A 23,505-nucleotide genomic window follows, 5' to 3' on the forward strand; every position below is an offset into this window, starting at 1 on the left:
GCATCCAGAAGATGTCGACGCTCTCTGGATTGCCGGGTCAAGCCCGGCAATGACAAAAAAGGAAGCCAAAACAGGCCTCACACCCGGAACTTGTACTCCTTGCCCGGCTCGCGCTCGATGTCGGGCGGGAAGTTGGCGCGCTTCTCGGCGAAGTAGCGCTCGCGGTGGTCGCCATCGACCAGGCGGTTGTAGGTCAGGTACAGGATCCGCCGCGCCGCGCCGGTCAGGTTCGGCTTCGACGCATGCGGCGCATAGCTGTCGAAGAACAGCACGTCGCCCGGCTCGGTCGGCACCGGCACCAGCTTGAAGCTGGCCATCTGCGCGTCGGTCAGCGGCTTCCACTCCTCGCCGATCAGCTCCGTCAGCCGCGGCATGTCGGCCATCTCGAGGCAGCCATTCTCGACCGTGGCGCGGTCGACCGAGACCATCACGGTCAGGAAGATCGGGGCATAGCGCGACCAGCCGGCCTGCTGGTCCTGGTGCGGCTCGAAGCCGGCGCCGCCCGCCATCTTGAAGTTGATCTTCTCCTTGTAGAGGCAGGACGGCGCCTCCAGCAGCTGCTCCACCGCCTTGAACAGGCGGCCATACCGCACCAGCCCGTCGAACTCGGCGTGGTAGGGGCAGAAATTCTCGATCCGCTGCACCACCCGCTTGGACGGGTCGAGCAGGCTCGGCTCGTAATAGACCATGTGCCTGCCCGGCTCCTCGGGCATGGCGCTGAGCTCCTCGGTCCAGCGCGTGATCGCCGCGGTCTCGGCGGCGTCGAAGAAGCCGCGGGCGGCGACCCAGCCGGTGCGCGCATAAGCCGCCAGGTCCTCGGCGGACAGCGGGCCGGTGGTGGCACCAGCGAGCAGGGAATCGGGCATTCTCAATGCTCCAGCTGCGGCAGGATCTCCCGCTGCGCGCGGGCCACATCCACGTCGAAATCGATCTCGGTCCAGGGCAGGTCGCTGATATCCGCCACGCCGAACCGGTGCGGATGCGCCAGGATCAGGTCGCGGATCGCTTCCTCGTACTCAACAGTGGTGATGCCCTCGCGGACATACCAGTCGGTGCGGTCGCCGAGCGCACGGGCCATGTCGGGCGAGAAGCGGAAGAAGCCGACCGACTCGCCATGCCAGTCATGCTGGTGCTCGGGCTTCTTGCGGAAATCCACGATGGTGTCGCCGCGGAAGCAGATCTTCACCGGCTCGTCACCCGGCTCGATCTCGCGGTCGACCAGCAGCACGTTCTCCGCCGCCCCGTCCAGCAGGCGGCCGATCATCGGCTCGGGATACAGCACGTCGCCATCCATCAGCACCACCGGCGCGCCGGTGGCCAGCTGTTCGCGCTGGACCCAGAGCGAGACCAGGCTGCCCTCGCGGTAGCGCGGATTCTCGACGAAGCCGATGCGGCCGCCGAGGCCGAGCCGGTCGATCTCGCGCCGGATCGAGTCGCCCTCATGGCCGATGGTGATCCAGATGTCCTCGACGCCATTGGCGTGAAGCGCGGCAATATGCCGTTCCAGCAGCGATTTTCCGCCGAACCGGAGCAGGATCTTCGGGCCGCCGGCGGCCGTTCCCAGGCGTCGGCCGACCCCGGCCGCGAGGATGATCGCGGTGGCTGCCCGCCCATCCGAGTATGACAAGACCGTGATGCTCCGGTTGCATTTTTCTGAAGTCGAACGAAGATACAGGCCGAATTGCCGGCCCGGCAAGGCGTCGGGCGGCCGAGATTCCGCAACCCGGACATCCGGTTCATGAGTGAAGATGCGATGAAGGCTCTCGACGACACCGCCCTGACGGGCCCGTCCGATGCCGGATCTTCCGGCCCGGCCTCCCGCCCGAAGACGGTGTTCGCGGCGCTGCGCGAGGAGATCTTCTCCCCCACGCTGTCCTTCCTGATGGAGGCCCATAACGGCCTGTCCGCCAAGATCGTCGAGGAAGCCGGCTTCCGCGGCATCTGGGCCTCGGGCCTGACCAATTCGGCCAGCCTGGGCCTGCGCGACAGCAACGAGGCGTCCTGGACCCAGGTGCTGGACGTGCTGGAATACATGGCCGACGCGACCCGGTTGCCGATTCTGGTCGACGGCGACACCGGCTACGGCAACTTCAACAATGTCCGCCGCCTGGTGCGCAAGCTGTGCGAGCGGCGGATCGCCGGGGTCTGCATCGAGGACAAGCTGTTCCCGAAGACCAACTCCTTCATCGGCGAGGCCCAGCCACTGGCGGACATCGACGAGTTCTGCGGCCGCATCAAGGCCGGCAAGGACAGCCAGACCGATGACGACTTCGTGCTGGTGGCGCGGATCGAGGCGCTGATCTCCGGCCGCGGCATGGAGGAGGCGCTGCGCCGCGCCGAGGCCTATCACGCCGCCGGTGCCGACGCGGTGCTGATCCATTCCAAGAAGTCGACCGCGAACGAGATCTTCGAGTTCACCGAGCGCTGGGCCAACCGGTCGCCGGTGGTGATCGTGCCGACCATGTACTACGCCACCTCGACCGACCTGTTCCGCCAGGCCGGGATCTCGACGGTGATCTGGGCCAACCACCTGCTGCGCTCCTCGATCACGGCGATGCGCGAGACCGCGCACCGGATCTTCGAGGACCAGTCGCTGCGCGAGGTCGAGGGCCGGGTCGCCAGCGTCCGCGACATCTTCGCGCTGGTCGGCAATGCCGAGCTGGAGACGGCGGAGCGGCGCTACCTGCCGGGCAAGGCGGCGCCGAAGGCGGTGGTGCTCGCGGCGTCGCGCGGCGACCTGGGCGACGACCTGACCCGCGACCAGCCGAAATGCATGATCGACGTGCGCGGCCAGTCGCTGCTGCAACGCCTGGTCTCGACCCTGGGCGACAGCGGCCTGAAGGACGTCACCGTGGTCCGCGGCTACCGCAAGGAGGCGGTGGTGGTGCCGGGGATCAAGACCGTCGACAACGACCGCTATGACGAGACCGGCGAGGTCTGGTCCCTGGCCCAGGCGCGCAAGGCGCTGGAGGGCGAGACGGTGGTGGCCTATGGCGACGTGCTGTTCCGCCGCTACATCCTGGACGGGCTGATGTCGAGCGAGGGCGACATCGTCCTGGCGGTCGACGCCATGAGCCTGTCGGTCAAGCAGCCGAAGAAGACCCTGCGCGACCTGGTCGCCGCCGACCGGCCCTATTCCGGCAGCTACCTGGACGACACGCCGGTGCATCTGAAGGCGATGTCGGAATCGATCCCGGCCGGCGAGGTCAGCGGCGAATGGATCGGCCTGGCCCGGTTCAGCGCCCAGGGCTCGGTCTGGCTGCGCGAGGAGATCGACCGGATCGAGGCCGAGGGGCTGCTGGAGACGGCCGACCTGCCGCTGCTGCTGACCCGGCTGGCGGCCCGCCACCCGGTGGCGGTGCAGTACTTCACCGCCCATTGGCTGGATGTCGACACGCTGAGCGACCTGGCCGACGCGCGCAACTTCACCTGAGGAGCCGCGGCGCGCGACCCTGCCATGCGTCCGCGCGCCGCTTCCCTCCAGGCCGATCGCGCTCTAGAAGAACCGGCATGATCACCGCAGACGAGTTCATCGCAGCGGCGAAGGCGCGCGGCCACGACTTCTACACCGGGGTCCCGTGCAGCTTCCTGACCCCGCTGATCAATGGCGTATTGTCGAGCCAGGCCCTGACCTATGTCGGCGCCGCCAGCGAGGGCGAGGCGGTGGCGATCGCCGCCGGCGCCTGGCTGGCCGGGCGCAGGACCGTGGTGATGTGCCAGAACTCCGGCCTGGGCAACGCGGTCAACCCGCTGACCTCGCTGAACGCGCCGTTCCGCATCCCGACGCTGTTCGTCACCACCTGGCGCGGCCAGCCCGGCCTGCCGGACGAACCGCAGCACGAGGTGATGGGCCGCATCACCCAGGACCTGCTGGAGCTGATCGAGGTGCCGCAGGCCGCCTTCCCGGCCACGCTGGAGGCGCTAGGCCCGGCGCTGGACCAGGCTGCCGCCCGGATGACCGAAGGCCTGCCCTACGCCTTCATCATGAAGAAGGGCGATGTGCGGGACGAGGAGTTGCAGGCGGCGCCGCTCTCCCTGCCCCGTCCCGGCCGTCGCGCCGACTGGCCGGAGGCCGGGCCGCGCCCGAGCCGGGCCGCCGTGCTGGAGCGCTTCCTGGCCCTGACCGACGATCGCACCGCCGTGGTCGCCACCACCGGCAAGGCCGGGCGCGAGCTGTTCACCCTGGCCGACCGGAAGCAGCACATCTACCAGGTCGGGTCGATGGGCGGCGCCTCCGGCATGGCGCTGGGCGTGGCGCTGAACACCCCGGCGCCGGTGGTGGTGCTGGATGGCGACGGCGCCGCGCTGATGAAGCTGGGCACCTTCGCCACCATCGGCGCCCAGGCGCCCGGCAACCTGATCCACATCCTGCTCGACAACGGCGTGCATGATTCGACCGGCGGCCAGGCCACCGTCTCCGCCTCGGTCGACTTCGCCGCCGTGGCGCTGGCCTGCGGCTATCAGTTCGCCGCCTCCTGCGCCAGCCTGGACGGGTTCGAGGCCGCGTTCCGCGCCGCGTCCGAGGCGCCGCGGCCGGCGCTGATCCATGTCCGCATCGCCCCCGGGTCGATGGACAAGCTGGGCCGGCCGACCGTCGCCCCGGCCGATGTCGCCCGCCGGTTCAAAGACTTCCTCGCCGGCCTGCGCCCGGCGGCAACGGGTGCCGGTTCCGCATCATGAAATGGCCTGCCTGCATCGGAATCGCCGTCGGCCTGGCGGTCGCGGTCGTGCTGGTCTGGCTGACCGGCGCGGCCGAGATCTGGGCCGCGCTGGCCGGCGCCGGCTGGGGCATCCTGGCCGTCATCGCCCTGCACTTCCCGCAGTTCCTGTTCTCGTCGCTCGGCTGGCGCGTGCTGGTGCCGGAGCGGCCGGTGCCGCCGCTGAGCTTCTTCATCCGGCTGCGCTGGATCCGCGAGGCGATCAATTCGCTGCTGCCGGTGGCGCAGATCGGCGGCGAGCTGATCACCGCCCGCCTCTTGGCGATGCGCGGCGTCCCGCTGAACCGGTCGGGCGCCGCCATCGTCGTCGACCTGACGACGCAGATGGCCAGCCAGGTGGTGTTCACCGTCTTCGGCCTGGGGCTGCTGCTGCTCGGCGCCCATGACGGCGCCATGACGCCATGGATCATCGCCGGCGCCAGCGTCGGGCTGGTGCTGGTGGTGCTGTTCATCGGCGCCCAGCGCTTCGGCATGTTCAAGGTGCTGGAACGCGCCCTGATCCGCCTGGCCGACAGGTTCGGCTGGGACTCGCTGGGCGAGGTCTCCGGCCTGCATGATTCGATCGTGTCGCTGTATGGCGACCATGCCCGCCGGGTCTGGACCTCCGGCGGCCATCACCTGGTCTCCTGGCTGCTCGGCTGCCTGGAGATCTGGGCGACGCTGTGGGCGCTGGGCCTCGACGCCAGTCTGCGCGACGCGGTGATCATCGAGAGCCTGGCCCAGGCGGTGCGCGTGGCCGGGGTGCTGGTGCCCGGGGCCCTCGGCGTGCAGGAAGGCGGCTTCATCGTCATCTGCGGCCTGCTGGGCATCCCGCCGCACAGCGCCGTGGCCATGGCGCTGATCCGCCGGATCCGCGAGATTGCGCTGGGCGTGCCCGGCCTGATGGCCTGGCAGGCGATGGAGGGCCGCCACCTGGCCCGCCGCCGCCGCGCCCGCGCCGCCTCGGAGGCGTCGTCATGACCTGGTCCCCGGACGAACCGGCCCTGCTGACCCCCGGGCCGCTGACCACGCGGATCGAGACCCGCCGGGCCATGCTGCGCGACTGGGGCTCGCGTGACCGCGCCTTCATCGTCCTGACGGCGGAGCTGCGGCAGCGGCTGCTGGCCGTCGCCCGCGCCGAGGCCAGCCATGTCGCGATCCCGCTGCAGGGCAGTGGCACCTTCATCGTCGAGGCCGCGATCGCCACGCTGCTGCCCTCGACAGGCAAGCTGCTGGTGCTGGCCAATGGATCCTATGGCGAGCGGATGATCGCGATCGCCACCCGCCTGGGACGACAGGTCGAAGCCCTGCGCTGGCCGGAGGACCGGCGGGTGGAGTCGGAACAGGTCGAGCAGGCCCTGGCGGCCGACCCGTCCATTACCCATGTCGCCCTGGTCCATTGCGAGACCACCTCGGGCATCCTGAACCCGTTCGAGGCGGTGGCCGCGGTCGTCGCCGCACACGGCCGGGCGCTGATCCTGGACGCGATGAGCAGCTTCGGCGCGCTGCCGATCGATCTCTCGACCATACCAGCGGCGGCGGTGCTGGCCTCCAGCAACAAGGGGCTGGAGGGCGTGCCCGGCCTCGGCTTCGCCCTGGTCGAGCGGCAGGCGATCGCGGCGGCGAAGGGCAACAGCCCGTCCCTCAGCCTCGACCTGCACGACCAATGGCGCGGCTTCGAAGGCAACGGCCAGTGGCGCTTCACCCCGCCGGTGCAGGTGGTGGCGGCGCTGGTCGAGGCGCTGCGCCTGCTAGAGGCCGAAGGCGGCCCGGCTGCCCGGCTGCGCCGCTATCAGGACAATTTCGACACGCTGGCGGCCGGCATGGCCCGGCTGGGCTTCCGCCTGTTCCTCGACCCGGCGGTGCAGGCGCCGATCATCGCCACCTTCCACCCGCTGGACGACCCGCGCTTCGCCTTCGACCGCTTCTACGAGGCGCTGGCCGCGCGCGGCTTCCTGATCTATCCAGGGAAGCTGACCCGGGCCGACAGCTTCCGCATCGGCTGCATCGGGGCCCTCGATCGCAACGATTTCCAGGCTCTGCTCGTTGCTGTCGAGGACGCGTTGTCGGAGTTGCGCCGATGAAGATCCTCGCCCTTCTCGCTTGCGCCCTTGTGGGGTTCGGCGCCGCCGCGGCGTCGGCGGCGACGGTCGAGATCGTCGTGGCCAATATCAAGGAAGCCAAGGGCACGATCCGGATGTCGCTGTGCCCGCAGGACAAGTTCCTGGGGGATGACTGCCCCTACAGCGGCACCGCGCCGGCCGCGATTCCGCAGGCGACCGTGGTCATCGAGAACGTCGCCCCCGGCGTCTACGCCGCCCAGGGCTATCAGGACGTCAACGACAACCACAAGATCGACCGCACCCTGCTGGGCGTGCCGGAGGAAGGCGTCGCCTTCTCCCGTGACCCTTCCTATTTCTTCGCCCCGCCGGACTTCAAGGACGCTGCCTTCACGGTCGGTCCGCGCGCGGCGCTGATCACCCTCCACCTGCGCTATTTCTGAACCGCCGGCTTCGGCCGCCGCGCCAGCACGCCGAGCCAGGCCGCGCCCGCCGGGGTGATCACCGCCGCCGCGATCAGCATCGGCCAGGCCAGGCCGAGCCAGACGAAGACCGGCACCAGGGCCAAGGCGTCGTCGGGGTCGACCACCACGCCGCGATGGCGCATGGCATAGCGCGACAGCTCGATCACCTTGGTCACGTTGAGCTGCCAGAACAGCACGCCGATGCCGATGCCGGCGGCGGCGCCGAGCAGGACCGGCGCAAAGCCGAGACCGCCAGCCAGGGCCAACCCGATGCCGATGCCGATGAAGGCGATCGCGTCGCACAGGCAATCGACGCACAGATCGTAGCGGTGGCCGCCCGGGCTCATCTGCCCGGTCTGGCGGGCCAGCTCGCCGTCGGCCCGGTCGAACAGCATCGACAGCAGGAACATGATTCCACCGAGATCGGCCCAGGTTCCGCCGCAGGCGAAGCCCACCGCCGCCGCCACGCCGGTGACCAGCCGAACGGTGGTGAGCTGGTTCGGGGTGACGCCGGTCGATGCGATCCGCCGGACGGCCGGCCGGACGATGCGGTGGATCAGGGTGTCGTGGCTCATCCTAAGTCTGCTGTCTCCGCGCCCGTCCCGGGGGCGCCCGTCTCCAGGTTTCTAAACCATCACGCCGAAAGCAAGGCAACCGGTCCGGCTATGCCGACGCGTCGAACCGGCGATGCGTCTCCATACGCCGACGCGATTGCAATCCGTCGCCGGTCCTGCGACATGATATAGACGTCGCGCTGGGTTCCGCTGCCTGCCGAGGCTGTCTTAGCATGACTGCGTCCATACCTTCCCGGCCTCTGGGGCCGACTATGACTCGCCGCGCCGCGCTCGGCGTTGTCGGCGGCATGGCCCTGGCCGGACCTGCCGCCTACGCCCTGCCCCCGGCCGCCCGGCCCGGCTCGCTGCTGGACGAGGTGCACAACCGGGTCGAGCCCTATCTCGAACTCGGCCACGCCCACACCGGCGAGAGCTATACCGGCCGGTTCTACGGCGCCGCCGGCTATGACGTCGTGGAACTGCAGAAGCTCGACTGGTTCCTGCGCGACTGGCGGCAGCACGCGAGCGTGCAGATGGACCCGCGGCTGTTCTGGGCGCTGGCGGTGATCCGCGCCGTGACCCAGCGCGCCGGCTTCAGCGGCAAGGCGACGGTCAATTCCGGCTATCGCACGCTGAAGACCAACTCCTCGCTCGAAGGCACGGCCCGCAACTCCCTGCACATGGCGGGCCGGGCCATCGACCTGACCTTCGAGAAGGTCCCGCCGAGCCAGCTCGTCGGCTGCGCCATGGCGCTGCAGATCGGCGGTGTCGGCCAGTATCCCGGCTTCACCCATATCGATTCCGGCAACCTGCGCACCTGGCAGGGCTGACCCCGCCGCGATCGGGGACCCGATTCCCAATCGCGGGGTCGACGCCACGGCGCGATCGTCCTATCCATGTTCCAGCCATGCGTGACCGCGCAGGCGCGCCCGCCAGAGGCGCCCCGGACTCGCTTTCTCAACGGAGAGCCCGCCGCCATGCCGTTCCCGTTCACCCGAGCCGTCGCCGGCATCGGCCTCGCCCTAATCGTCGCGGGTTGCGGCGAATCGTCGACGACCTCGCTGCTGCGGATGGGCGACAGCATCCGCGCCGCGGGTGACCCGGACACCGCGGTCACCTTCTACCAGCGCGCCGCGACCGAGGACCCCGACAATCCGCAGCCGATGATCAAGCTGGGCGACGCGATGCTGCAGGGTGGCGATCCGGTGCGGGCCGCCAGCTACTACCACGCCGCCCTGGCGATCGAGCCGACCAACGCCGACGCCCTGCGCGGCCTGGGCAAGGTGCAACTGGCCCAGGGCAAGCCGCAGGAGGCGATCGCGGTGCTCGACCAGGCGCTGGCCCGCAAGCCGGACGACGTTTCCACCGTGCTGGCGAAAGGCACTGCCCTGGCCCTGCTGGGCCGGCCGCAAGAGGCGCAGGGGCTGTATCAGAAGGCGCTGGTCAAGGAGCCTGCCAATGTCAGCCTGAAGACCAACCTGGCCCTGTCCTACGCTCTGGCCGGCAACACCGGCGAGGCGGTGCGGGTGATGCGCGAGGCCGCCGCCGCGCCGGACGCCACCGCGGTGCAGCAGCGCAACCTGGCGCTGGTCCTGGCGATGGACGGCAAGACCCAGGAGGCGCGCAAGGTGGCCGACGCGGTCCTGCCTGCGAAGGACGCGCGCAACCTGCTCAACGCGGCGCGCCGGATCCGCGGCATGAAGGACCCGGTCCGGCGGGCCCAGGCGATCGGCACGATCGGCTGAGCCAAGGTCGCGGCACCGGTGCCGCCCCCGGCTACTGGGCGGCGCCCGAGATGTCGGTGGTGCCGGACCCGGCCGCCGCCGGCGGCAGGACCATGCCCGCCTGGCCGTTCTCGCTGCTCGAATCGGTCCCGCCATCGGTCCGGTCGTCGCCGCCGAGCTGCAGATAGCGCTCGGCCGCGCGGACCGACGGGTTGGCGAAGGCCGGCCCCATCTGGCGGCCCCGGAACAGGTCGCTCTTGCGCTCGACCTGCTGCGCCAGGTTGAGGTCGCTGGCACAGCCCAGCGGCAGGTCCTCCGGCAGCGAGCCGTCGGGGTTCATGCAGCGCTTCGGCCACAGCACCGGCTGCCCGGCCGCCGCCACCTGCACCGTGTCGGAGGCCGACGGATCGTTGACCAGGGAGATGCTGTAGGGCCCGGCGCTGCGCACCACCGCCGCGACCGCCTGCTGCCGCGCCGCCGCCTTCGGGCCGCCGGCGGCGACGGTGACCGATGCACCGGGAGTCAGGCCGGCGCCGCGGACGAACTCGACCAGCCGGGCGCGCTCGGTCGCGCTCAGGCTCGACGCCTGCGGCGCGAACAGCACCGGATGCGCCATGGGGGTCGACAGGGTGGTGTAGCCGTCGTCGGGCCAGTCCGGGATCTCGTGTTCGCAGGCGGCCAGGACACCGGCCAGGGCGATGGCCGCGAAATGCTGGATCGGGAACCTCATGGCACGTCCTATTCGAGCACGAAGCCGGCGCTGCCGCCGGTCATGGAGGGGGACTGGCGCACCCGCCGCACGGTCGGCTCGGTGCGCTGCGCCGGCACCGCCACCGCCTTCGGCGTGTCCGCCGGCTGCATCAGGAACGGGGTGATCAGAATCACCAGCTCGGTCTCGTTGCGCTTGTACCGGCTCGACTGGAACAGCTTGCCGAGGATCGGGATGTCGCCGAGCACCGGGATCTTGTCGGCCACGTTCGACATGTTGCGCTGGAACATGCCGGCCAGCGCGAAGGTCTGGCCCGAGGCCAGCTCGATCGTGGTCTCCGCCCGGCGCACGATCAGCGACGGCACCGAGACGCCGTCGCTCTCGACCCGGGCGTCGTCGCTGAGCTCGCTGACCTCCGGCTTCACCCGCATGGCGATGCGCTCGCCGGGCAGCACGGTCGGGACGAAGGACAGCGACACGCCGAACTGCTTGTATTCGATCGTCACCGTCTCGTTGCCCTGCGGCACCGGGATCGGGAACTCGCCGCCGGCCAGGAAGTTCGCGGTCTCGCCGCTGACCGCGGTCAGGGTCGGTTCGGCCAGGATGCTGACCAGCCCCTCCCGCTGCAGCGCGTCGATCACGGCGTCGACGTTGTAGCCGCCGCTGTGGTAGCCGGCGGTGGCGGTGCCGGGCAGACCGGTCACCGCAGGAATGCCGCTGCTGACCAGGCCGATGTTGAACTTGCCGATCTCGAACATCGCCTGCCAGTTGATGCCGAGATTCTCCACCGCGTTGCGCTGGACCTCGGCGAAGCGGACGCGGATGCCGACCTGCTGCGAGCCCCGCACCGTGTTCAGGTTCATCGCCCCGCCGGAATTGGTGCCGAGCTGCTGGGCCAGGGCGTCGAGCTTCATGGCGCTGCCGAGATCGGCCACCGTGCCGGTGGTGACCGGCCGGTCCTGGATGTAGCCCATCTGGCCGCCGCTGGCCGGGGCCACCCGCATCATCTCGCGCTGGGCCGCGGTCTCGTCCTGGCTGACCCGGACATTGGCCGCCGCCACCACCTGGTCGGCGCTGCTGAGCGCGAACAGGTTGGTGGTGCCGGAGGACACGCCGTAGATATAGGCCGAGCGGGCGGACACCATCTCGACGTCGAGCACGTTCGGATTGGCCACCAGCACGGTCTGCACCGGCAGGGCGAAGGTCAGCAGGTTGCCCTGCCCGACCTTCATCTCGATCATCGACCGGCTGGGCGTCAGCGCCGGCTGGGCCGGCTGCCGCGGCGGCGCCGGCGAGACCTGCATGGTCGGCTGGCCCGGCTGCAGCGAAGGCGGCGGCTGCATCGCCGGCGTCGCCTGCGGCGGCGGATCGGCCGGCGCGCCCGGCGGCAGGGTGACGATCTTTGGCGCCGTGGCGGGCGCGCGCATGGCGGTGATGTCCTCGGTCGGGGTCACCGTCGCGCCGGGCGTCGCCGGCACGGCCTGGGCCTGCGGCGGCAGCGGCTGTACGGTCATGCCCGACGGCTCGGCCTGGGCCTGTGCGAGCGGGCCACCGGCGGCAAGGGCCGCGGCCAGGACAGCCATGGCCGCGAGTGCGTGACGCAACCGGGCCAGGGATCGTGACTGGTCCATCTTCCCCCTCACTCCGCGGCGGCCCGGTCGACCCCGGCCTCGGCGTCCTGGCGGACCCGACGGCCGGTCAGCCGGACCACCGCCACCGGCTGCACCGTGTAGTCCGAAGCGATCTCGGCATAGGACAGCACCGACGCCTCGACATGGTTGCGAGCCAGGGCCTGGCGCAGGAAGCGGCGGGTGTCGAGCGCGGTCAGGATCACCGGCGGCCGGCCGCCGGCGACGACCCGGCCGAGATGGCCGCGGATGGTGTCGACCAGTTCCTCGGCCTGGCCCTCGGGCAGGGCGAGATAGGCGCCGACCGTGGTCTGCCGGATCGACTGGCGCAGCGCCTCTTCGGCACTGCGGTCGAGGATCAGCGCATGGATGACCTTCCGCTCGTCGGCATGGGCGTGGCAGATCTGCCGCTTCAGCCCGCCGCGGACATATTCGGCCAGCAGGATCACGTCCTGCTCCTTCTGCCCCCACTCGGCCAGCGTCTCCAGCACCAGCCGGTGGTTGCGCAGCGAGATCCCCTCCTCCAGCAACCGGCGGAACACATCCGCGACCTGGTTGACCGACAGGTGGCGCTGGGCCTCGCGCACCAGGTCGCTGCGCGTCGCCTCGATGCCCTTGAGGAAGGCCTGGGTCTCCTGGATGCCGAGGAAGTGCGGGGCGTAGCGGCGCAGCGCCCGGGTCAGCGTCTCGGCCACGATCTCCTCCGCCGTGGCATGGCCGATGCCGGCCTCGGCCAGCGCCGCCTCATGCTTGACGTCGATCCAGTGCTGGACCGCGCCGCCGGGGCCTTCGCCGGTCTCGGCGGCAAGGCCGAGGAGGTCGAGATGCATCGGGTCGTCGCGCAGCAGGATCCGGCCCGGACGGGCCGTCCCGGCCTCGACCGGAACGCCGTCGATGTCGATGCGGAAGCCGTCCGCCGGCAGCGTCCCGCCGGGTCCGACGCGGCCGGCCGGGAACGGCACGCCCAGCGCCTGCGCCAGCTCCTCCGCCACGTCCCGCGCCAACTGCTCGGCCTTGGCGCGGCCCAGCCCGGCCGCCAGGTCGGGGCCGAAATGCAGCGTCACGGTCTCGTCGGCCGCCGCGGCTTCGGAGGCAGCGGCCTCCTCCTGCGCCGTGGCGCCGGCCTCGCGCAGCGTGCGGCGCCGGCGCAGCAGCACGACGCCGGCCATGGCCGCGGCGATGGCAAGGAAGATCAGGGTCGGGAAGCCCGGGATGAAGCCGAGCATCGCGACCACGCCCGCCGCCATCAGGAGCGCCGTGTTGTTGGAGCCGATCTGGCGGGCGATGTCGGCGCCCAGATTGCTGCTGTCCGCCGTGGTGACGCGGGTGACGATGGTGCCGGAGGTGATGGCGACGAACAGGGCCGGGATCTGCGACACCAGCCCGTCGCCGATGGTCAGCAGCGAGTAGACATGCATCGCCTGCCCCAGCGACATGCCGTGCTGCAGCATGCCGACGGCGAGGCCGCCGATCAGGTTGACCGCGACGATGAGGAGGCCGGCGATGGCGTCGCCCTTCACGAACTTCATGGCGCCGTCCATGGCGCCGAACAGCTGGCTCTCCTTCTCCAGCGTCTGCCGTCGGCGCGTCGCCTCGGCCAGGTCGATGTCGCCCGAGCGCAGCTCGCCGTCGATGCTCATCTGCTTGCCGGGCAGGGCGTCGAGGGTGAAGCGGGCCGCGACCTCGGCCACGCGCTCGGCGCCCTTCACCACCACCACGAACTGGACCACGGTGATGATCAGGAAGATCACCAGGCCGATCGCCAGGCTGCCGCCGATGACGAACTCGCCGAAGGTCTGGATGATCGCCCCGGCGTCGGCATCCATCAGGATCAGGCGGGTGACGCCGATCGACAACGCCAGCCGGAACACCGTGGCGATCAGGATCACCGACGGCAGCACCGACAGCTCGAGCGGGCTGCGCAGATAGACCGCCACCATCAGCAGCAGGACCGCGAAGGTCATGTTGCAGGCGATCAGTGCGTCGACCAGCAGCGTCGGCAGCGGCAGGATCATCAGCAGGATGGTCGCGACCAGCAGGGCCACGATCATCAGGTCCTGCCGCCCCGCGGCGGCGGTCAGGGCCGATTGCCAGCGTGCGCGCGCTGTCATGCCGCCACCCGCCGGTCGGGGGCATCGAGATAGTCGCGGAAGGCGCGCCGCGCCGCCTCGATCTCGCCGAGCTGGTGCAGTGCCCGACTGCGCAGCAGGTGCCGCGCCGCGGCCGGCGGCTCCTCCCGGTCGAGCCGGTCGAGGACTTCGATCGCCTGGCCCGGGCGGCCGACCGCGAGCAGGGCGACGGCGAGCGCGCGCAGCGCCGCCGGATCGGCCTCGTCGTCGCGCGAGGCCAGCAGCATCGCCAGGGCCAGCGCCCGCCGGTTCTGGCCGTGCCGCAGATAGTCGAAGACGAGGCGGTGCAGCGTGTCGCGCTGGACTTGCGTCATCCGCGTCACCCGCCGATCAGGTCGTTCAGCCGGGCGCGCAGCAGGTCGTGCTTGCGCAGCTCCTGCAGCAGCACGGCGCTGCCCCAGCGGGCCAGCCGGTCGTCCGGCGCCTCCGCCTGCAGCAGGTCCAGGATGTCGGCCAGGGTCTCGGCCTGGCCGCCGGGGGTGGCATGGATCGCTCCGGCCGTGGCCGGGCGGATGTAGTCCAGCAGCTCCTCGCGCAGCCGCGAGGCCCGGTCGCGCCGGCCGCGCACCGACCCGGCCCGGCGCGGCACCGGCGCGCCGGCGGCGGTGACCGGGCGCCCGGCGATGCCGTCCGGCTGCTGGCCGGCCCGGACGCTGTCGAGCGGCTCGGTGCGGGACTGGATCGTCGTCATCTCGATTCCCCCCTCCCGGCGTCCCTAAGGCTTGGCGGGGTCGGTCAGGACCATCACGAAGCTCTGCCCAGCCCGGCTGCGCAGGGTGACGGCATCGGCCCTGATCTTGTCGACCGACCAGCCGCCGCCGAGATCCGCGCCCTCGAAATACTTCGAGCCTGTGTGGGTGATCAGATAGGGGTTGTCGCCGGTCCAGACCGCCTGGATCACGATCTCCGGCGCGCCACTGCCCGCCCCGGTCGCCACCTCCGACGACAGCAGGGCCGAGGCGGCGAAGGTGCGGTCGAACCAGGCCTGGATCTCGCGCCACTGCGCCATGTCAGCCGCCGAGAGCCGGCCCGAGGCGACGATGCGGCTGCCCTTGGCCGAGAGGGTCACGCCTTCGAGACGGGCCGCGTCGATGCGGTCCTGCAGCGCCTCCTGGGGCGTCTGCTGCCGCGGCACGACCGGCGCCAGCGCGGCGGTCTGCACCACCGGCTTGCCGGCCTCGGGCGCCGCAGACTGGCCGGCCGCCGGCGCGTCGGAGCCCGACCCGCCGGATGAGAGCGCGATCCCGGACAGGCCGCCGAGAATCACCAGCAGCGCGATGGTCACGGTGACGGCGCGGAGTCGCGAGCCGCCGACGGCCGCCTCGACCGGGCTGCGCAAGACGATGCGCGAGGATCCCAGCGTCAACTCGGCCGGCAGCGGCAGGGTCAAGGCCCCGCCGGGCTCCGTCGTCCCGGTCCGGCCCGGCACGGCGACGGCGCCGGCCAGGGGTTCGACCCGCACGCGATGGCGGCCGATGTCGATCAGGGCATGGACCGGGGCCAGGGTCTCGTCGGCCAGGACGATATCGGAATCGAGCCCGCTGCCGACCCGGTAGGCGGCAGGAGCAAGCTTCTGGACAGTGCCGGCGTTCGGCCCCTCGAGCACGAACAGCGTGACCGAGGGCGACTGCGGGAAGAGCCGTTGGAGCGGCCCCTGGAGAGGACTGTCAGAGAAAAACGCCTTGAACTTCGAGAGCATGGCCCACCCCACGAGGCGCCTCGATCAGTGGCGAAAGCGAGCGCAGCCGGGACCGGCCGCGCTCGCCAGACTGACAGCGATGAAGCTCAGGAACCGGAGCGACGTCCGGACTCAGCCCTTGCGGGCGGCGTCCGACAGCGCCTGGGCCCATTTGTCCAGTTGCTGGTTCTTCTGGGTTTCCCGTGCAGTGTCGATCGTGTCCTGCTTGTTCTGCTCGCGAATCTTGGCCATTTCTTGCTGGATATCAGAGACGTTGCCGTTGCCGGAAGTCGAAGCCATAACCCATTCCTCCTTGTGGAACGCTCAAGATTGACAAAGTCGGAACACGGATGAAGTGCGGGCCTCATGGCCTGATCTGGCACACCGATTCGCCGAACCCCGCCAGCGCCCGGGCCAAACAATCCTAAATCCCGCCGCCTTGGCCAACACGACCCAACGTCGGTTCGACACCAAGGTCCCCCCGCCCCTCGAAACTACTACTCGACTATGCGGCAAACTGCCGTCAGGTCAAGCACTTCAATGTCTCAGTGCATTCGGATTTCAACCCCACACCTGTTCAACAGAACTTTAACAAAAAGCCGGGAACCTTGCTGCCAGTCTAAGCGTTTAGGTCTGCTTGGCGTCTGGACGGTCAGCCGCCCGTTTCAGGCGGACCAGATGTTTGGATTGGCTTTTGCACCTCCGGCTATGCGGCGTTATAAGAACTAGGCGGGTCGACGATCTCGGACATATCGGCGGGAAGTCTTGATGCAGGCGGGGATGGCGATCAGGACCAGAGGGCTGACAGGAGTATTGTCCGACAAGTCTCGTCGGCGCTCCGTCGCGCTCGCGTTCACCGTCCTGCTTCCCCTTTCGGCCGGAACGGCGGCGGCGCAGCAGCCCGCCCCCCCGGCCCCGGCCGTCGTGACCGCACCAGCCACCCCTGCGCCGACCGTCGTCGTGACGCCGGCCCCGGCCGATCTGGCCGCGGGCCAGGGCCGCCGTGCCCTGCCCTGGCCGGACAAGCCGTACCCCTATGTCGTCCTGGACCAGGACGTGCGCGACGTGCTGGGTGCCTTCGGCAGCAACCTCGATATCCCGGTCAAGGTCAGCGACAAGGTCTCCGGCCGGGTGCGCGGCCGGCTGCCGGAGCTGACGCCGCAAAAGCTGCTCGACCAGCTCGCCGCCAGCTTCGGCCTGCAATGGTACTATGACGGCCAGGTGCTGTACGTGACCACGGTCGAGGAGGCGGTGTCGGAGATGCTGCCCCTCGGCGCGATCCGATTCGAGGAGTTGCAGGCGTCGCTGGCCAGCCTGCAGCTCGACGACCCCCGCTTCCCGCCGCGGCCGCTGGCCAGCGCCAATGTCGCGCTGGTGTCGGGGCCGCCCCGCTACGTCGCCCTGGTCAAGGAGACCATGCAGGCGCTGCAGCAGGCCTATCAGTTCCAGACCACGATCGTGCGCGGCCGCACCGGGAAGCCCGGATCATGACCCGGCCGCGACACCACCCCATAGTCCAGACCCGTTTCACGAGCCGAGGCTGATCCCATGGTTGTCATCTCGCCCTCCGTTCTCCAGGCGCCGGCGCTGATCGAACCCAAGGCCGCGATCACGCCCGTCGCCCTGCCGCTGGATCAGAAGGCGGCCAACGTCTTCGACTACGCCCTGCCGCTGCAGCCGGCGCACAAATCGGTCGCCGACTACGCGCCGAACCTGAAGGCCAGACTGCTGGCGAACCCGGCGGCAATGGGCGACCAGCTGCTCAACTCGCTGCAGCAGTTCCACAAGGACACGACATCCCTCGGCGCCAAGCTCACCGAGCCACAGCCCGCCACGACGCTGCAGGCATCGTCGACGGCCCCGGGCGCCACGACCAGGCCGAGCCTGCAGCCGGGGCCCGCCGCGGCGCGGCCGGCGCAGCAGGCCGGAGAGGTCGACTTCCGGGCGGAGATGCGCGAGATGCGGCAGGCGACGCGGGAGTTCAGCAACGGCGTGCTGCGGACCACGCTGGTCACCACCGCCTCCAAGCAGTTGGGCAACGTTCCGGAAACCCTGCTGCGCGGGTAGCCGCGCCGGCCGCCCCAGCGGGTTTGGACAGGATCTCAGAAAGGTCGACCGGAATTGCTCAACCCCTGGGTCAAGCCCCTCGCGTTCGCCGCGCTGCTGCTGCTCGCCGCCTGCAAGGTCGAACTCTACAGCGGCCTGCAGGAGCGCGAGGCCAATGAGATGGTCGCGATCCTGCTGCACCAGGGCATCCCGGCCGAGCGCGAGGTCATCAAGGACCGCGGCCTGGTCGTCTCGGTCGAGGAGGACCGGTTCGCCGACGCCGTCGACGTGCTGCGCCGCAACGGCTATCCGCGCGAGCGCTACGCCAAGATCCCGGACCTGTTCAAAGGCGAGGGGCTGGTCTCCTCGCCGGTCGAGGAGCAGGCGCGGCTGATCTATGCGCTGAGCCAGGAGCTGTCGAGCACGATCTCGGAGATCGACGGGGTCTATTCCGCCCGCGTCCATGTCGTGCTGCCGGACAATGAGGGACTGAAGGCGGCGTCCAGCCCCTCCTCCGCCTCGGTGGTGATCCGCCATCGCGCCGATGTCGACCTGTCGAAGCTGACGCCCGAGATCAAGATGCTGGTGGCGAACGGCATCAAGGGCCTGTTGTACGAGAACGTCTCGGTCGTGTTCCTGCCGACCGATCCGGAGTCGGCGACGCCGCCGATCACCGACCCCCTGACCAATGTCGCCGGCTTCTGGGTACACCGCTCCAGCGCGCCGTGGCTGCAGGGGCTGCTGGCGCTGGTCGCCCTGGCCGTGGTCGCCACCGCCGGCACCGTCGGCTGGAGGATCTGGCGCCGCCGCGACGGCACCGCTCCGGCGGCGGCTGAATGAACCGCACGATCGCGGACCGGCTGGCCCTCCGGCGCTTCGACCGGGCGGTGGCGCTGCACGCCCATCCGGCGCAGCTCGGCCGCGCCTTCCCGGGCCTGCCGGAGGCGGCGGCCCGGCGGCTGCTCGACACCCCACGGCTCCGGTCGCGCCTGTCGGATCTGCTGCGCCGGCGCCTGAACCTCGCGCCCTGCGACGCCGCGTCCTGGCCGGGCGATGCCGCCCGCATCGCCGGCATGGCGCCGGGCGATCTCGACCGCGTCCTCCGCCATGCCGGTGCCGTGGCGGTGGCGGCGCGGCTGCGCACCATCGTCCTCGGCGCCGAGATCCGCCGCGTCACCGGCCTGATCGGCGCCGACGCCTACGCCTTCGGCCTCGGCCACAAGGGCCCGGTCCCGGCGTTGGCCGGGCTGGACACGATGCCGGTCGAGGCGGCGGTCGACCGCGCCGGCCTGCTGTGCCTCGCGGCCTGGTGCGGCGAGGCTGGCCCGGCGGTCGGCGAAAGGCTGCGGCTGCGGCTGGCGCCGGAGCGCTGGCCCGATGGCGGGCCGCCGCCGGCCGAGCGGCCCCGCGCCGCCGCCCTGTTCGCGGCCGCGGCGCAGGCGGTCGCGCCCCATGGCTGAGGCCCCGGCCTTCCGCCGCGGCGGCCCTGTCATGAAGGCCGAGCCGCTTGGCCAGTGGCGGGATGCGCGGCGCTACCTGGCCGAGGCCGAGGCCCATGCCGCGCGCCTGCGGGCCGAGGCGGACGCCGCCTTCGCCGCCGAGCGCGAGCGCGGCCATGCCGAGGGGCTGGCTGCCGCCCGCGAAGAGGCTGCGGCACTGGTGGCCGCGACCGGGCTGCAGATCGACCGCTACCTCGCCGGGCTGGACCAGACCCTGGCCGACCTGGTGCAGGACACGATCGAGCGCATCCTCGGCCGCTTCGACCGGCGCGATCTGCTGCTGCAGGCGGTCGACCACGCGCTGCGCCAGTCCCGGCTGGACCATGCGGCGACGCTGCGGGTGGCGCCGGACATGGTCGAGGCGCTGCGCGGCCGGCTGGCCGACCCGGCGCTGGCCGATATCGGCCGCCGGGTGACGGTCGAATCCGATCCCGGCCTGGCCGCCGACACCTGCGTGATGGTGACCAAATACGGCCATGTCGAACTGGGCATCGACGCCCAGCTGCGCGCCCTGCGCGACGCGCTGCGGCGGACCCGCCCCGGCGAGACGGCGCCATGAGCCCGGACGCCCTGCCCCGCCCCGTGCCCGGCCTGCAGCTGCGGGCCGACCCGCTGCAGGCGCTGCGCCGGCGGCTGGAGGAGGCCGATCCGCGCCCGGTCAAGGGCCGGGTGGTGAAGGCGATCGGCGTCACCGTCCATGCCGAGATCAACGACGCGCGACTGGGCGAGATCTGCGAGCTGCGCGACCCTCAGACCGGCCACAGCATCCTGGCCGAGGTGGTCGGGCTGGTCGACGGCGCTGCGGTGCTGACCCCGATCGGCAGCCTGCAGGGCCTGTCGACCCGGACCGAGGCGATCCCGACCGGCCGCGCCCTGCGGCTCGGCGTCGGCCCCGGCCTGCTGGGCCGGGTGCTGGACAGCCTGGGCCGGCCGCTCGACATCGCCGAGCGCGGGCCCTTGGACACCGACAGCACTTATCCGCTGCACGCCGAGGCGCCGCCGGCGCTGCTGCGGCCGCTGATCACCCGGCCGATGCCGCTGGGCATCCGCGCCATCGACGGCCTGCTGACCTGCGGCGAGGGCCAGCGCATCGGCATCTACGGGTCGCCCGGCACCGGCAAATCCTCGCTGCTGGCGCAGATCGTCAAGGGTGCCGAGGCCGATGCCATCGTCATCGGCCTGATCGGCGAGCGCGGCCGCGAGGTGCGCGAGTTCATCGACCGCCATCTGGGGCCGCAGGCGCTGCGCCGGGCGGTGATCGTCACCGCCACCTCCGATCGCCCGGCGATCGAGCGCGTCAAGGCGGCCTTCGTCGCCACCGCCATCGCCGAGTATTTCCGCGACCAGGGCATGCGCGTCGCCCTGCTGATGGACAGCATCACCCGCTTCGCCCGCGCCGTGCGCGAGATCGGCCTGGCCGCCGGCGAGCCGCCGACCCGGCGCGGCTTCCCGCCCTCCTTCTTCGCCATGCTGCCGCGCCTGCTGGAACGCGCCGGCCCGGCGGCGACGGGGTCGATCACCGGCTTCTACACCGTGCTGGTCGAGGGCGACGCCGAGACCGACCCGATCGCCGACGAGACCCGCGGCCTGCTGGACGGCCACGTCGTGCTGTCGCAGGCCCTGGCCAGCGCCGGCCACTTCCCGGCGATCGACGTCCTGGCCAGCCGCAGCCGGGTGATGGATGCGGTGATCGACACCGGCCATCGCCGCGCCGCGGTGCAGATGCGCCGGCTGATGGCCAAGCATGCCGATATCGAGCTGCTGCTGCAGGTCGGCGAGTACCGGGCCGGTGCCGACACCCTGGCCGACGAGGCGGTGGCCAAGATCGGCGACATCCGGCGCTTCCTGCAGCAGGATTTCGAGGAGGCGACGCCCTTCGCCCGGACCCGCGAGCAGTTGGAGCGGCTGAGCCGATGAAGCCCGACGCTCTCGACAAGCTACGCCGCCTGCGGCGCGACCGGGAAAAGCTGGCGGCCGAGGGCCTGGGCCGCGAGCGCGCCGCCCTGACCGCCGCCGAGGCGCGGGAGCAGCAGGCCGAGGCCGACCGCGCCGCCTATGAGGATCACCGCACCGCGCAGGAGAGCCGGCTCTACGCCGCGGCGCTGGAGAAGCCGGCCATGGTCGACGCGTTGGAGCGGCTGGGCGACCGGGTGTCGGAGCTCGCCGCCGGATCCCGGCGCCAGGACGCCGCGGTACGCGAACGCCGGGCCGAGACCAGCCGGGCCGAGGCCGACACTGATGCGGCGCGCGAGGCCTGGCGGCAGCGGCGGCGGGATGCCGACCGGCTCGATCGGCTGGGCGAGCGCCGCGGCGCCGCCCGGCGCAAGGCCGCCGAGATCCGCGACGATGTCGCCGCCGAGGACGAGGCCAGCCTGACCCCGCCCAGCCCATCCGGAGGCCGGCCATGACCGCCGCCGCGCCGCGGATCCGCGCGGCGGATCCTTTGGCTTCGGATCCCGCCGCCCGCTCCTACGACCCGCCGCGGCTGACCATCGAGCAGGCCGGCGACGCCAATGCCGTCGCCCGGCGCTGCACGCCCGTGCCGGTCCGGATCGGCGGGCTGGAGATCGAGGCGCCGCTCGCGATCACCCCAACCCTCGCCCCGCCAGACGCCGGCGGCACCGCGATCACTCTCCGCCTCGGCCCGGGACGCCTGGTGCTGCTGGTGCCGCCGCTGCTGGTCGAGCAGGCGCTGGCGGAGGCCGCGGGGCTGCCGGTCGCCGAGCTGGAGCCGGAGCTGGCGGCGCTGCTGCTGGAGGCCGTGCTGTCGGAGCTGCTGCCGACACTGGAAGCGGCGGCCGGGGTATCGATCGCGATCGAGAGCATCGGCCCGGCGCCGGCCTTCGCGCCCGCCTTCCACTGCGCCGTCGCCATCCGCCACGCCTTCGCCGAGACGGCGCTGCACCTCGCCGCCGACGCCGCCGCCCGTCCCGCCCTGCATCGTCTGATCAACGCCGCGCCGGCCCTGCCCGCGCCCTGCGCCGGCCTGCCGGTGTCGCTGGCCGTCCGCATCGGCGCGGTGCGCCTGAGCCTGGCCGAGCTCGAGGGGGTCGCGCCCGGCGACGTCGTCTTTCCCGATGTCGCCTGCCGGCCCGGCGAGGCGCTGGTGGTCTATGGCGAGGGCTGGTCGCATGCGGCGAAGCACGACCGCGCTACGGTCACGGTCGCGGGGCCGCGGCGGCCCCTGGCCCTGCAGGATGGAGGAGGATGGATGGCGGATCCCGACAGCGATGCCGCGGCGCCGCCGGCGGAGCGGCTGGACCAGCTTCCGGTGACGCTGGTGTTCGAGCTGGGGCGCAGCGAGCTGCCGCTGGCCGCGGTGCAGGGCCTGGCCCCGGGCGCGGTCATCCCGCTCGGCCGCGACCCGGGCGAGGCGGTCGACATCGTCGCCAACGGCCGGCGCATCGGCCGCGGCGAGATCGTGCGGATCGAGGACGAGCTGGGCGTACGCGTGGTGCGGCTGTTCGGCGATGAATGAGGCGCCGCCGGATGTCCTGCCGCTTCTCGGCATCGTCACGCTGGTCAGCCTGGTGCCGTTCCTGGTCGTCACCCTGACCGCCTTCCTGAAGATCTCGGTGGTCATGCTGCTGCTGCGCAACGCGCTCGGCATCCAGCAGACGCCGCCGAACATGGTGCTGTACGGCATCGCCCTGATGCTGACGATCTACATCACCGGGCCGGTGCTCGCCGAGGTCTATTCCCGGGTCAGCGACCCGGCGCTGCGGCTGCGCAGCATCCAGGACTGGCAGGCGGTGATCCAGTCGGCGATCGAGCCGGTGCGCGCCTATCTGATGCGCTTCACCGACCCGGCGGAGCGCGACTTCCTGCTTTCCGCCACCGCCCGGGTATGGCCGCAGGAGGCCAGCGCCGCGGCGACGCCGAACGACATGGTCATCCTGATCCCGTCCTTCGTCATCTCCGAGCTGACCCGGGCCTTCGAGATCGGCTTCCTGTTGTACCTGCCCTTCATCGTCATCGACCTGATCGTCTCCGCGATCCTGATGGCGATGGGCATGATGATGGTGTCGCCGCTGGCGATCTCGGTGCCGTTCAAGCTGTTCCTGTTCGTCATGGTCGACGGCTGGTCGCGCCTGCTGCACGGCCTGATCCTGAGCTACAGCAGCTGAGGCGGCGATGGGTCCGGTCGCATCCATATATCGCTTTTTGAGTCCCCCCTCCCCTCGCGGGAGGGGGATAGGGGGAGGGGGTTCTCTCAGTTCGATCCGGCCTGAATTGGAGCGAACCGACTCGGACAGCGAGTTCCGCTCTCTGCCCATTCGCGCGCGGACGCGCGCAGCCCCCTCCCCCAGCCCCCCC

General features: G+C 71.3%; 26 protein-coding genes. 16 read left to right on the forward strand and 10 right to left on the reverse strand.

The features are described from left to right. Positions 1–77 precede the first annotated feature (77 nt). Positions 78–866 carry a phytanoyl-CoA dioxygenase family protein gene (locus tag AAHM41_RS26910; RefSeq protein WP_342239684.1) on the reverse strand — a complete coding sequence of 263 codons (789 nt, stop codon included), beginning with the start codon at positions 864–866 and terminating at the stop codon, positions 78–80. A 2-nt stretch (positions 867–868) separates the two neighbouring features. Then, positions 869–1,627 carry a phosphocholine cytidylyltransferase family protein gene (locus AAHM41_RS26915; protein WP_342239685.1) on the reverse strand — a complete coding sequence of 253 codons (759 nt, stop codon included), beginning with the start codon at positions 1,625–1,627 and terminating at the stop codon, positions 869–871. Between the two features lie 111 nt (positions 1,628–1,738). On the opposite strand from AAHM41_RS26915, the gene aepX reads away from it, so the two are divergent. From aepX to AAHM41_RS26940, 5 genes are all read left to right on the forward strand, one after another. Further along, positions 1,739–3,433: a phosphoenolpyruvate mutase gene (gene aepX / locus AAHM41_RS26920; RefSeq protein WP_342239686.1), complete on the forward strand. Its 1,695-nt coding sequence runs from the start codon at positions 1,739–1,741 to the stop codon at positions 3,431–3,433. A 77-nt stretch (positions 3,434–3,510) separates the two neighbouring features. Next, positions 3,511–4,680: a phosphonopyruvate decarboxylase gene (gene aepY, locus AAHM41_RS26925; protein WP_342239687.1), complete on the forward strand. Its 1,170-nt coding sequence runs from the start codon at positions 3,511–3,513 to the stop codon at positions 4,678–4,680. Next, positions 4,677–5,678, forward strand: coding sequence for a lysylphosphatidylglycerol synthase domain-containing protein (locus tag AAHM41_RS26930; RefSeq protein ID WP_342239688.1), 1,002 nt, complete (start codon positions 4,677–4,679; stop codon positions 5,676–5,678). Before aepY ends, AAHM41_RS26930 begins: the two co-directional genes overlap by 4 nt. Then, positions 5,675–6,781, forward strand: coding sequence for a 2-aminoethylphosphonate--pyruvate transaminase (locus AAHM41_RS26935; protein WP_342239689.1), 1,107 nt, complete (start codon positions 5,675–5,677; stop codon positions 6,779–6,781). The genes AAHM41_RS26930 and AAHM41_RS26935 overlap by 4 nt, the downstream gene beginning before the upstream one ends. After that, the gene (locus AAHM41_RS26940; protein ID WP_342239690.1) at positions 6,778–7,200 is read left to right on the forward strand and encodes a DUF2141 domain-containing protein; all 423 of its coding nucleotides are present in this window, start codon (positions 6,778–6,780) and stop codon (positions 7,198–7,200) included. Before AAHM41_RS26935 ends, AAHM41_RS26940 begins: the two co-directional genes overlap by 4 nt. On the opposite strand, the gene AAHM41_RS26945 is transcribed toward AAHM41_RS26940, so the two are convergent. Further along, positions 7,191–7,796: a CDP-alcohol phosphatidyltransferase family protein gene (locus AAHM41_RS26945; protein ID WP_342239691.1), complete on the reverse strand. Its 606-nt coding sequence runs from the start codon at positions 7,794–7,796 to the stop codon at positions 7,191–7,193. The genes AAHM41_RS26940 and AAHM41_RS26945 overlap by 10 nt on opposite strands. 251 nt (positions 7,797–8,047) lie before the next feature. Here AAHM41_RS26945 and AAHM41_RS26950 point away from each other — a divergent pair, with 251 nt between their 5' ends. Together AAHM41_RS26950 and AAHM41_RS26955 are read left to right on the forward strand one after the other, a co-directional pair. Further along, the gene (locus AAHM41_RS26950) at positions 8,048–8,605 is read left to right on the forward strand and encodes a YcbK family protein (protein ID WP_342239692.1); all 558 of its coding nucleotides are present in this window, start codon (positions 8,048–8,050) and stop codon (positions 8,603–8,605) included. A 147-nt stretch (positions 8,606–8,752) separates the two neighbouring features. Further along, on the forward strand, positions 8,753–9,520 hold the full coding sequence (locus AAHM41_RS26955) for a tetratricopeptide repeat protein (RefSeq protein WP_342239693.1): 768 nt from the start codon (positions 8,753–8,755) through the stop codon (positions 9,518–9,520). A 31-nt stretch (positions 9,521–9,551) separates the two neighbouring features. Here AAHM41_RS26955 and AAHM41_RS26960 read toward each other — a convergent pair whose 3' ends face one another. The 7 genes from AAHM41_RS26960 to AAHM41_RS26990 form a co-directional block, all read right to left on the reverse strand. After that, positions 9,552–10,229 (reverse strand): CpaD family pilus assembly lipoprotein, encoded by a 678-nt coding sequence (locus AAHM41_RS26960; RefSeq protein ID WP_342239694.1) that lies wholly within the window; start codon positions 10,227–10,229, stop codon positions 9,552–9,554. 8 nt (positions 10,230–10,237) lie between these two features. Next, on the reverse strand, positions 10,238–11,839 hold the full coding sequence (locus AAHM41_RS26965) for a type II and III secretion system protein family protein (protein ID WP_342239695.1): 1,602 nt from the start codon (positions 11,837–11,839) through the stop codon (positions 10,238–10,240). Between the two features lie 8 nt (positions 11,840–11,847). Further along, a complete protein-coding gene (gene sctV / locus AAHM41_RS26970) occupies positions 11,848–13,947 on the reverse strand; it encodes a type III secretion system export apparatus subunit SctV (protein WP_342239696.1) in 2,100 nt (699 codons plus the stop codon). Then, positions 13,944–14,279 carry a hypothetical protein gene (locus tag AAHM41_RS26975; protein WP_342239697.1) on the reverse strand — a complete coding sequence of 112 codons (336 nt, stop codon included), beginning with the start codon at positions 14,277–14,279 and terminating at the stop codon, positions 13,944–13,946. The genes sctV and AAHM41_RS26975 overlap by 4 nt, the downstream gene beginning before the upstream one ends. Before the next feature lie 5 nt (positions 14,280–14,284). Further along, on the reverse strand, positions 14,285–14,656 hold the full coding sequence (locus AAHM41_RS26980) for a hypothetical protein (RefSeq protein WP_342239698.1): 372 nt from the start codon (positions 14,654–14,656) through the stop codon (positions 14,285–14,287). 24 nt (positions 14,657–14,680) lie between these two features. Then, positions 14,681–15,664, reverse strand: a complete 984-nt coding sequence (locus tag AAHM41_RS26985) for a SctD/MshK family protein (RefSeq protein ID WP_342239699.1) — start codon at positions 15,662–15,664, stop codon at positions 14,681–14,683. Positions 15,665–15,775: 111 nt separating this feature from the next. Beyond that, complete coding sequence (locus AAHM41_RS26990) at positions 15,776–15,943, reverse strand: hypothetical protein (RefSeq protein ID WP_186002643.1); 168 nt, start codon at positions 15,941–15,943, stop codon at positions 15,776–15,778. Between the two features lie 480 nt (positions 15,944–16,423). On the opposite strand from AAHM41_RS26990, the gene AAHM41_RS26995 reads away from it, so the two are divergent. Genes AAHM41_RS26995 through sctR form a run of 9 tightly spaced genes read left to right on the forward strand, consistent with a single transcriptional unit; the run spans position 16,424 to position 23,315 of the window. Beyond that, positions 16,424–17,134 carry a hypothetical protein gene (locus AAHM41_RS26995; RefSeq protein WP_342239700.1) on the forward strand — a complete coding sequence of 237 codons (711 nt, stop codon included), beginning with the start codon at positions 16,424–16,426 and terminating at the stop codon, positions 17,132–17,134. 57 nt (positions 17,135–17,191) lie between these two features. Beyond that, positions 17,192–17,710: a hypothetical protein gene (locus tag AAHM41_RS27000; protein ID WP_342239701.1), complete on the forward strand. Its 519-nt coding sequence runs from the start codon at positions 17,192–17,194 to the stop codon at positions 17,708–17,710. Between the two features lie 54 nt (positions 17,711–17,764). Continuing rightward, positions 17,765–18,529 (forward strand): type III secretion system inner membrane ring lipoprotein SctJ, encoded by a 765-nt coding sequence (gene sctJ, locus AAHM41_RS27005; protein ID WP_342239702.1) that lies wholly within the window; start codon positions 17,765–17,767, stop codon positions 18,527–18,529. Continuing rightward, complete coding sequence (locus AAHM41_RS27010) at positions 18,526–19,149, forward strand: SctK family type III secretion system sorting platform protein (RefSeq protein ID WP_342239703.1); 624 nt, start codon at positions 18,526–18,528, stop codon at positions 19,147–19,149. The genes sctJ and AAHM41_RS27010 overlap by 4 nt, the downstream gene beginning before the upstream one ends. Next, positions 19,142–19,747 (forward strand): type III secretion system stator protein SctL, encoded by a 606-nt coding sequence (sctL, locus tag AAHM41_RS27015; protein ID WP_342239704.1) that lies wholly within the window; start codon positions 19,142–19,144, stop codon positions 19,745–19,747. Before AAHM41_RS27010 ends, sctL begins: the two co-directional genes overlap by 8 nt. Beyond that, on the forward strand, positions 19,744–21,105 hold the full coding sequence (locus AAHM41_RS27020) for a FliI/YscN family ATPase (protein WP_342239705.1): 1,362 nt from the start codon (positions 19,744–19,746) through the stop codon (positions 21,103–21,105). The genes sctL and AAHM41_RS27020 overlap by 4 nt, the downstream gene beginning before the upstream one ends. Then, entirely contained in the window at positions 21,102–21,596 is a 495-nt protein-coding gene (sctO, locus tag AAHM41_RS27025) for a type III secretion system stalk subunit SctO (RefSeq protein ID WP_342239706.1), read from the forward strand. The genes AAHM41_RS27020 and sctO overlap by 4 nt, the downstream gene beginning before the upstream one ends. Next, entirely contained in the window at positions 21,593–22,666 is a 1,074-nt protein-coding gene (gene sctQ, locus AAHM41_RS27030; protein ID WP_342239707.1) for a type III secretion system cytoplasmic ring protein SctQ, read from the forward strand. Before sctO ends, sctQ begins: the two co-directional genes overlap by 4 nt. Next, on the forward strand, positions 22,659–23,315 hold the full coding sequence (gene sctR, locus AAHM41_RS27035; RefSeq protein ID WP_342239708.1) for a type III secretion system export apparatus subunit SctR: 657 nt from the start codon (positions 22,659–22,661) through the stop codon (positions 23,313–23,315). The genes sctQ and sctR overlap by 8 nt, the downstream gene beginning before the upstream one ends. Positions 23,316–23,505 lie beyond the last annotated feature (190 nt).

The sequence above is a fragment of the Inquilinus sp. OTU3971 genome (assembly GCF_038440215.1).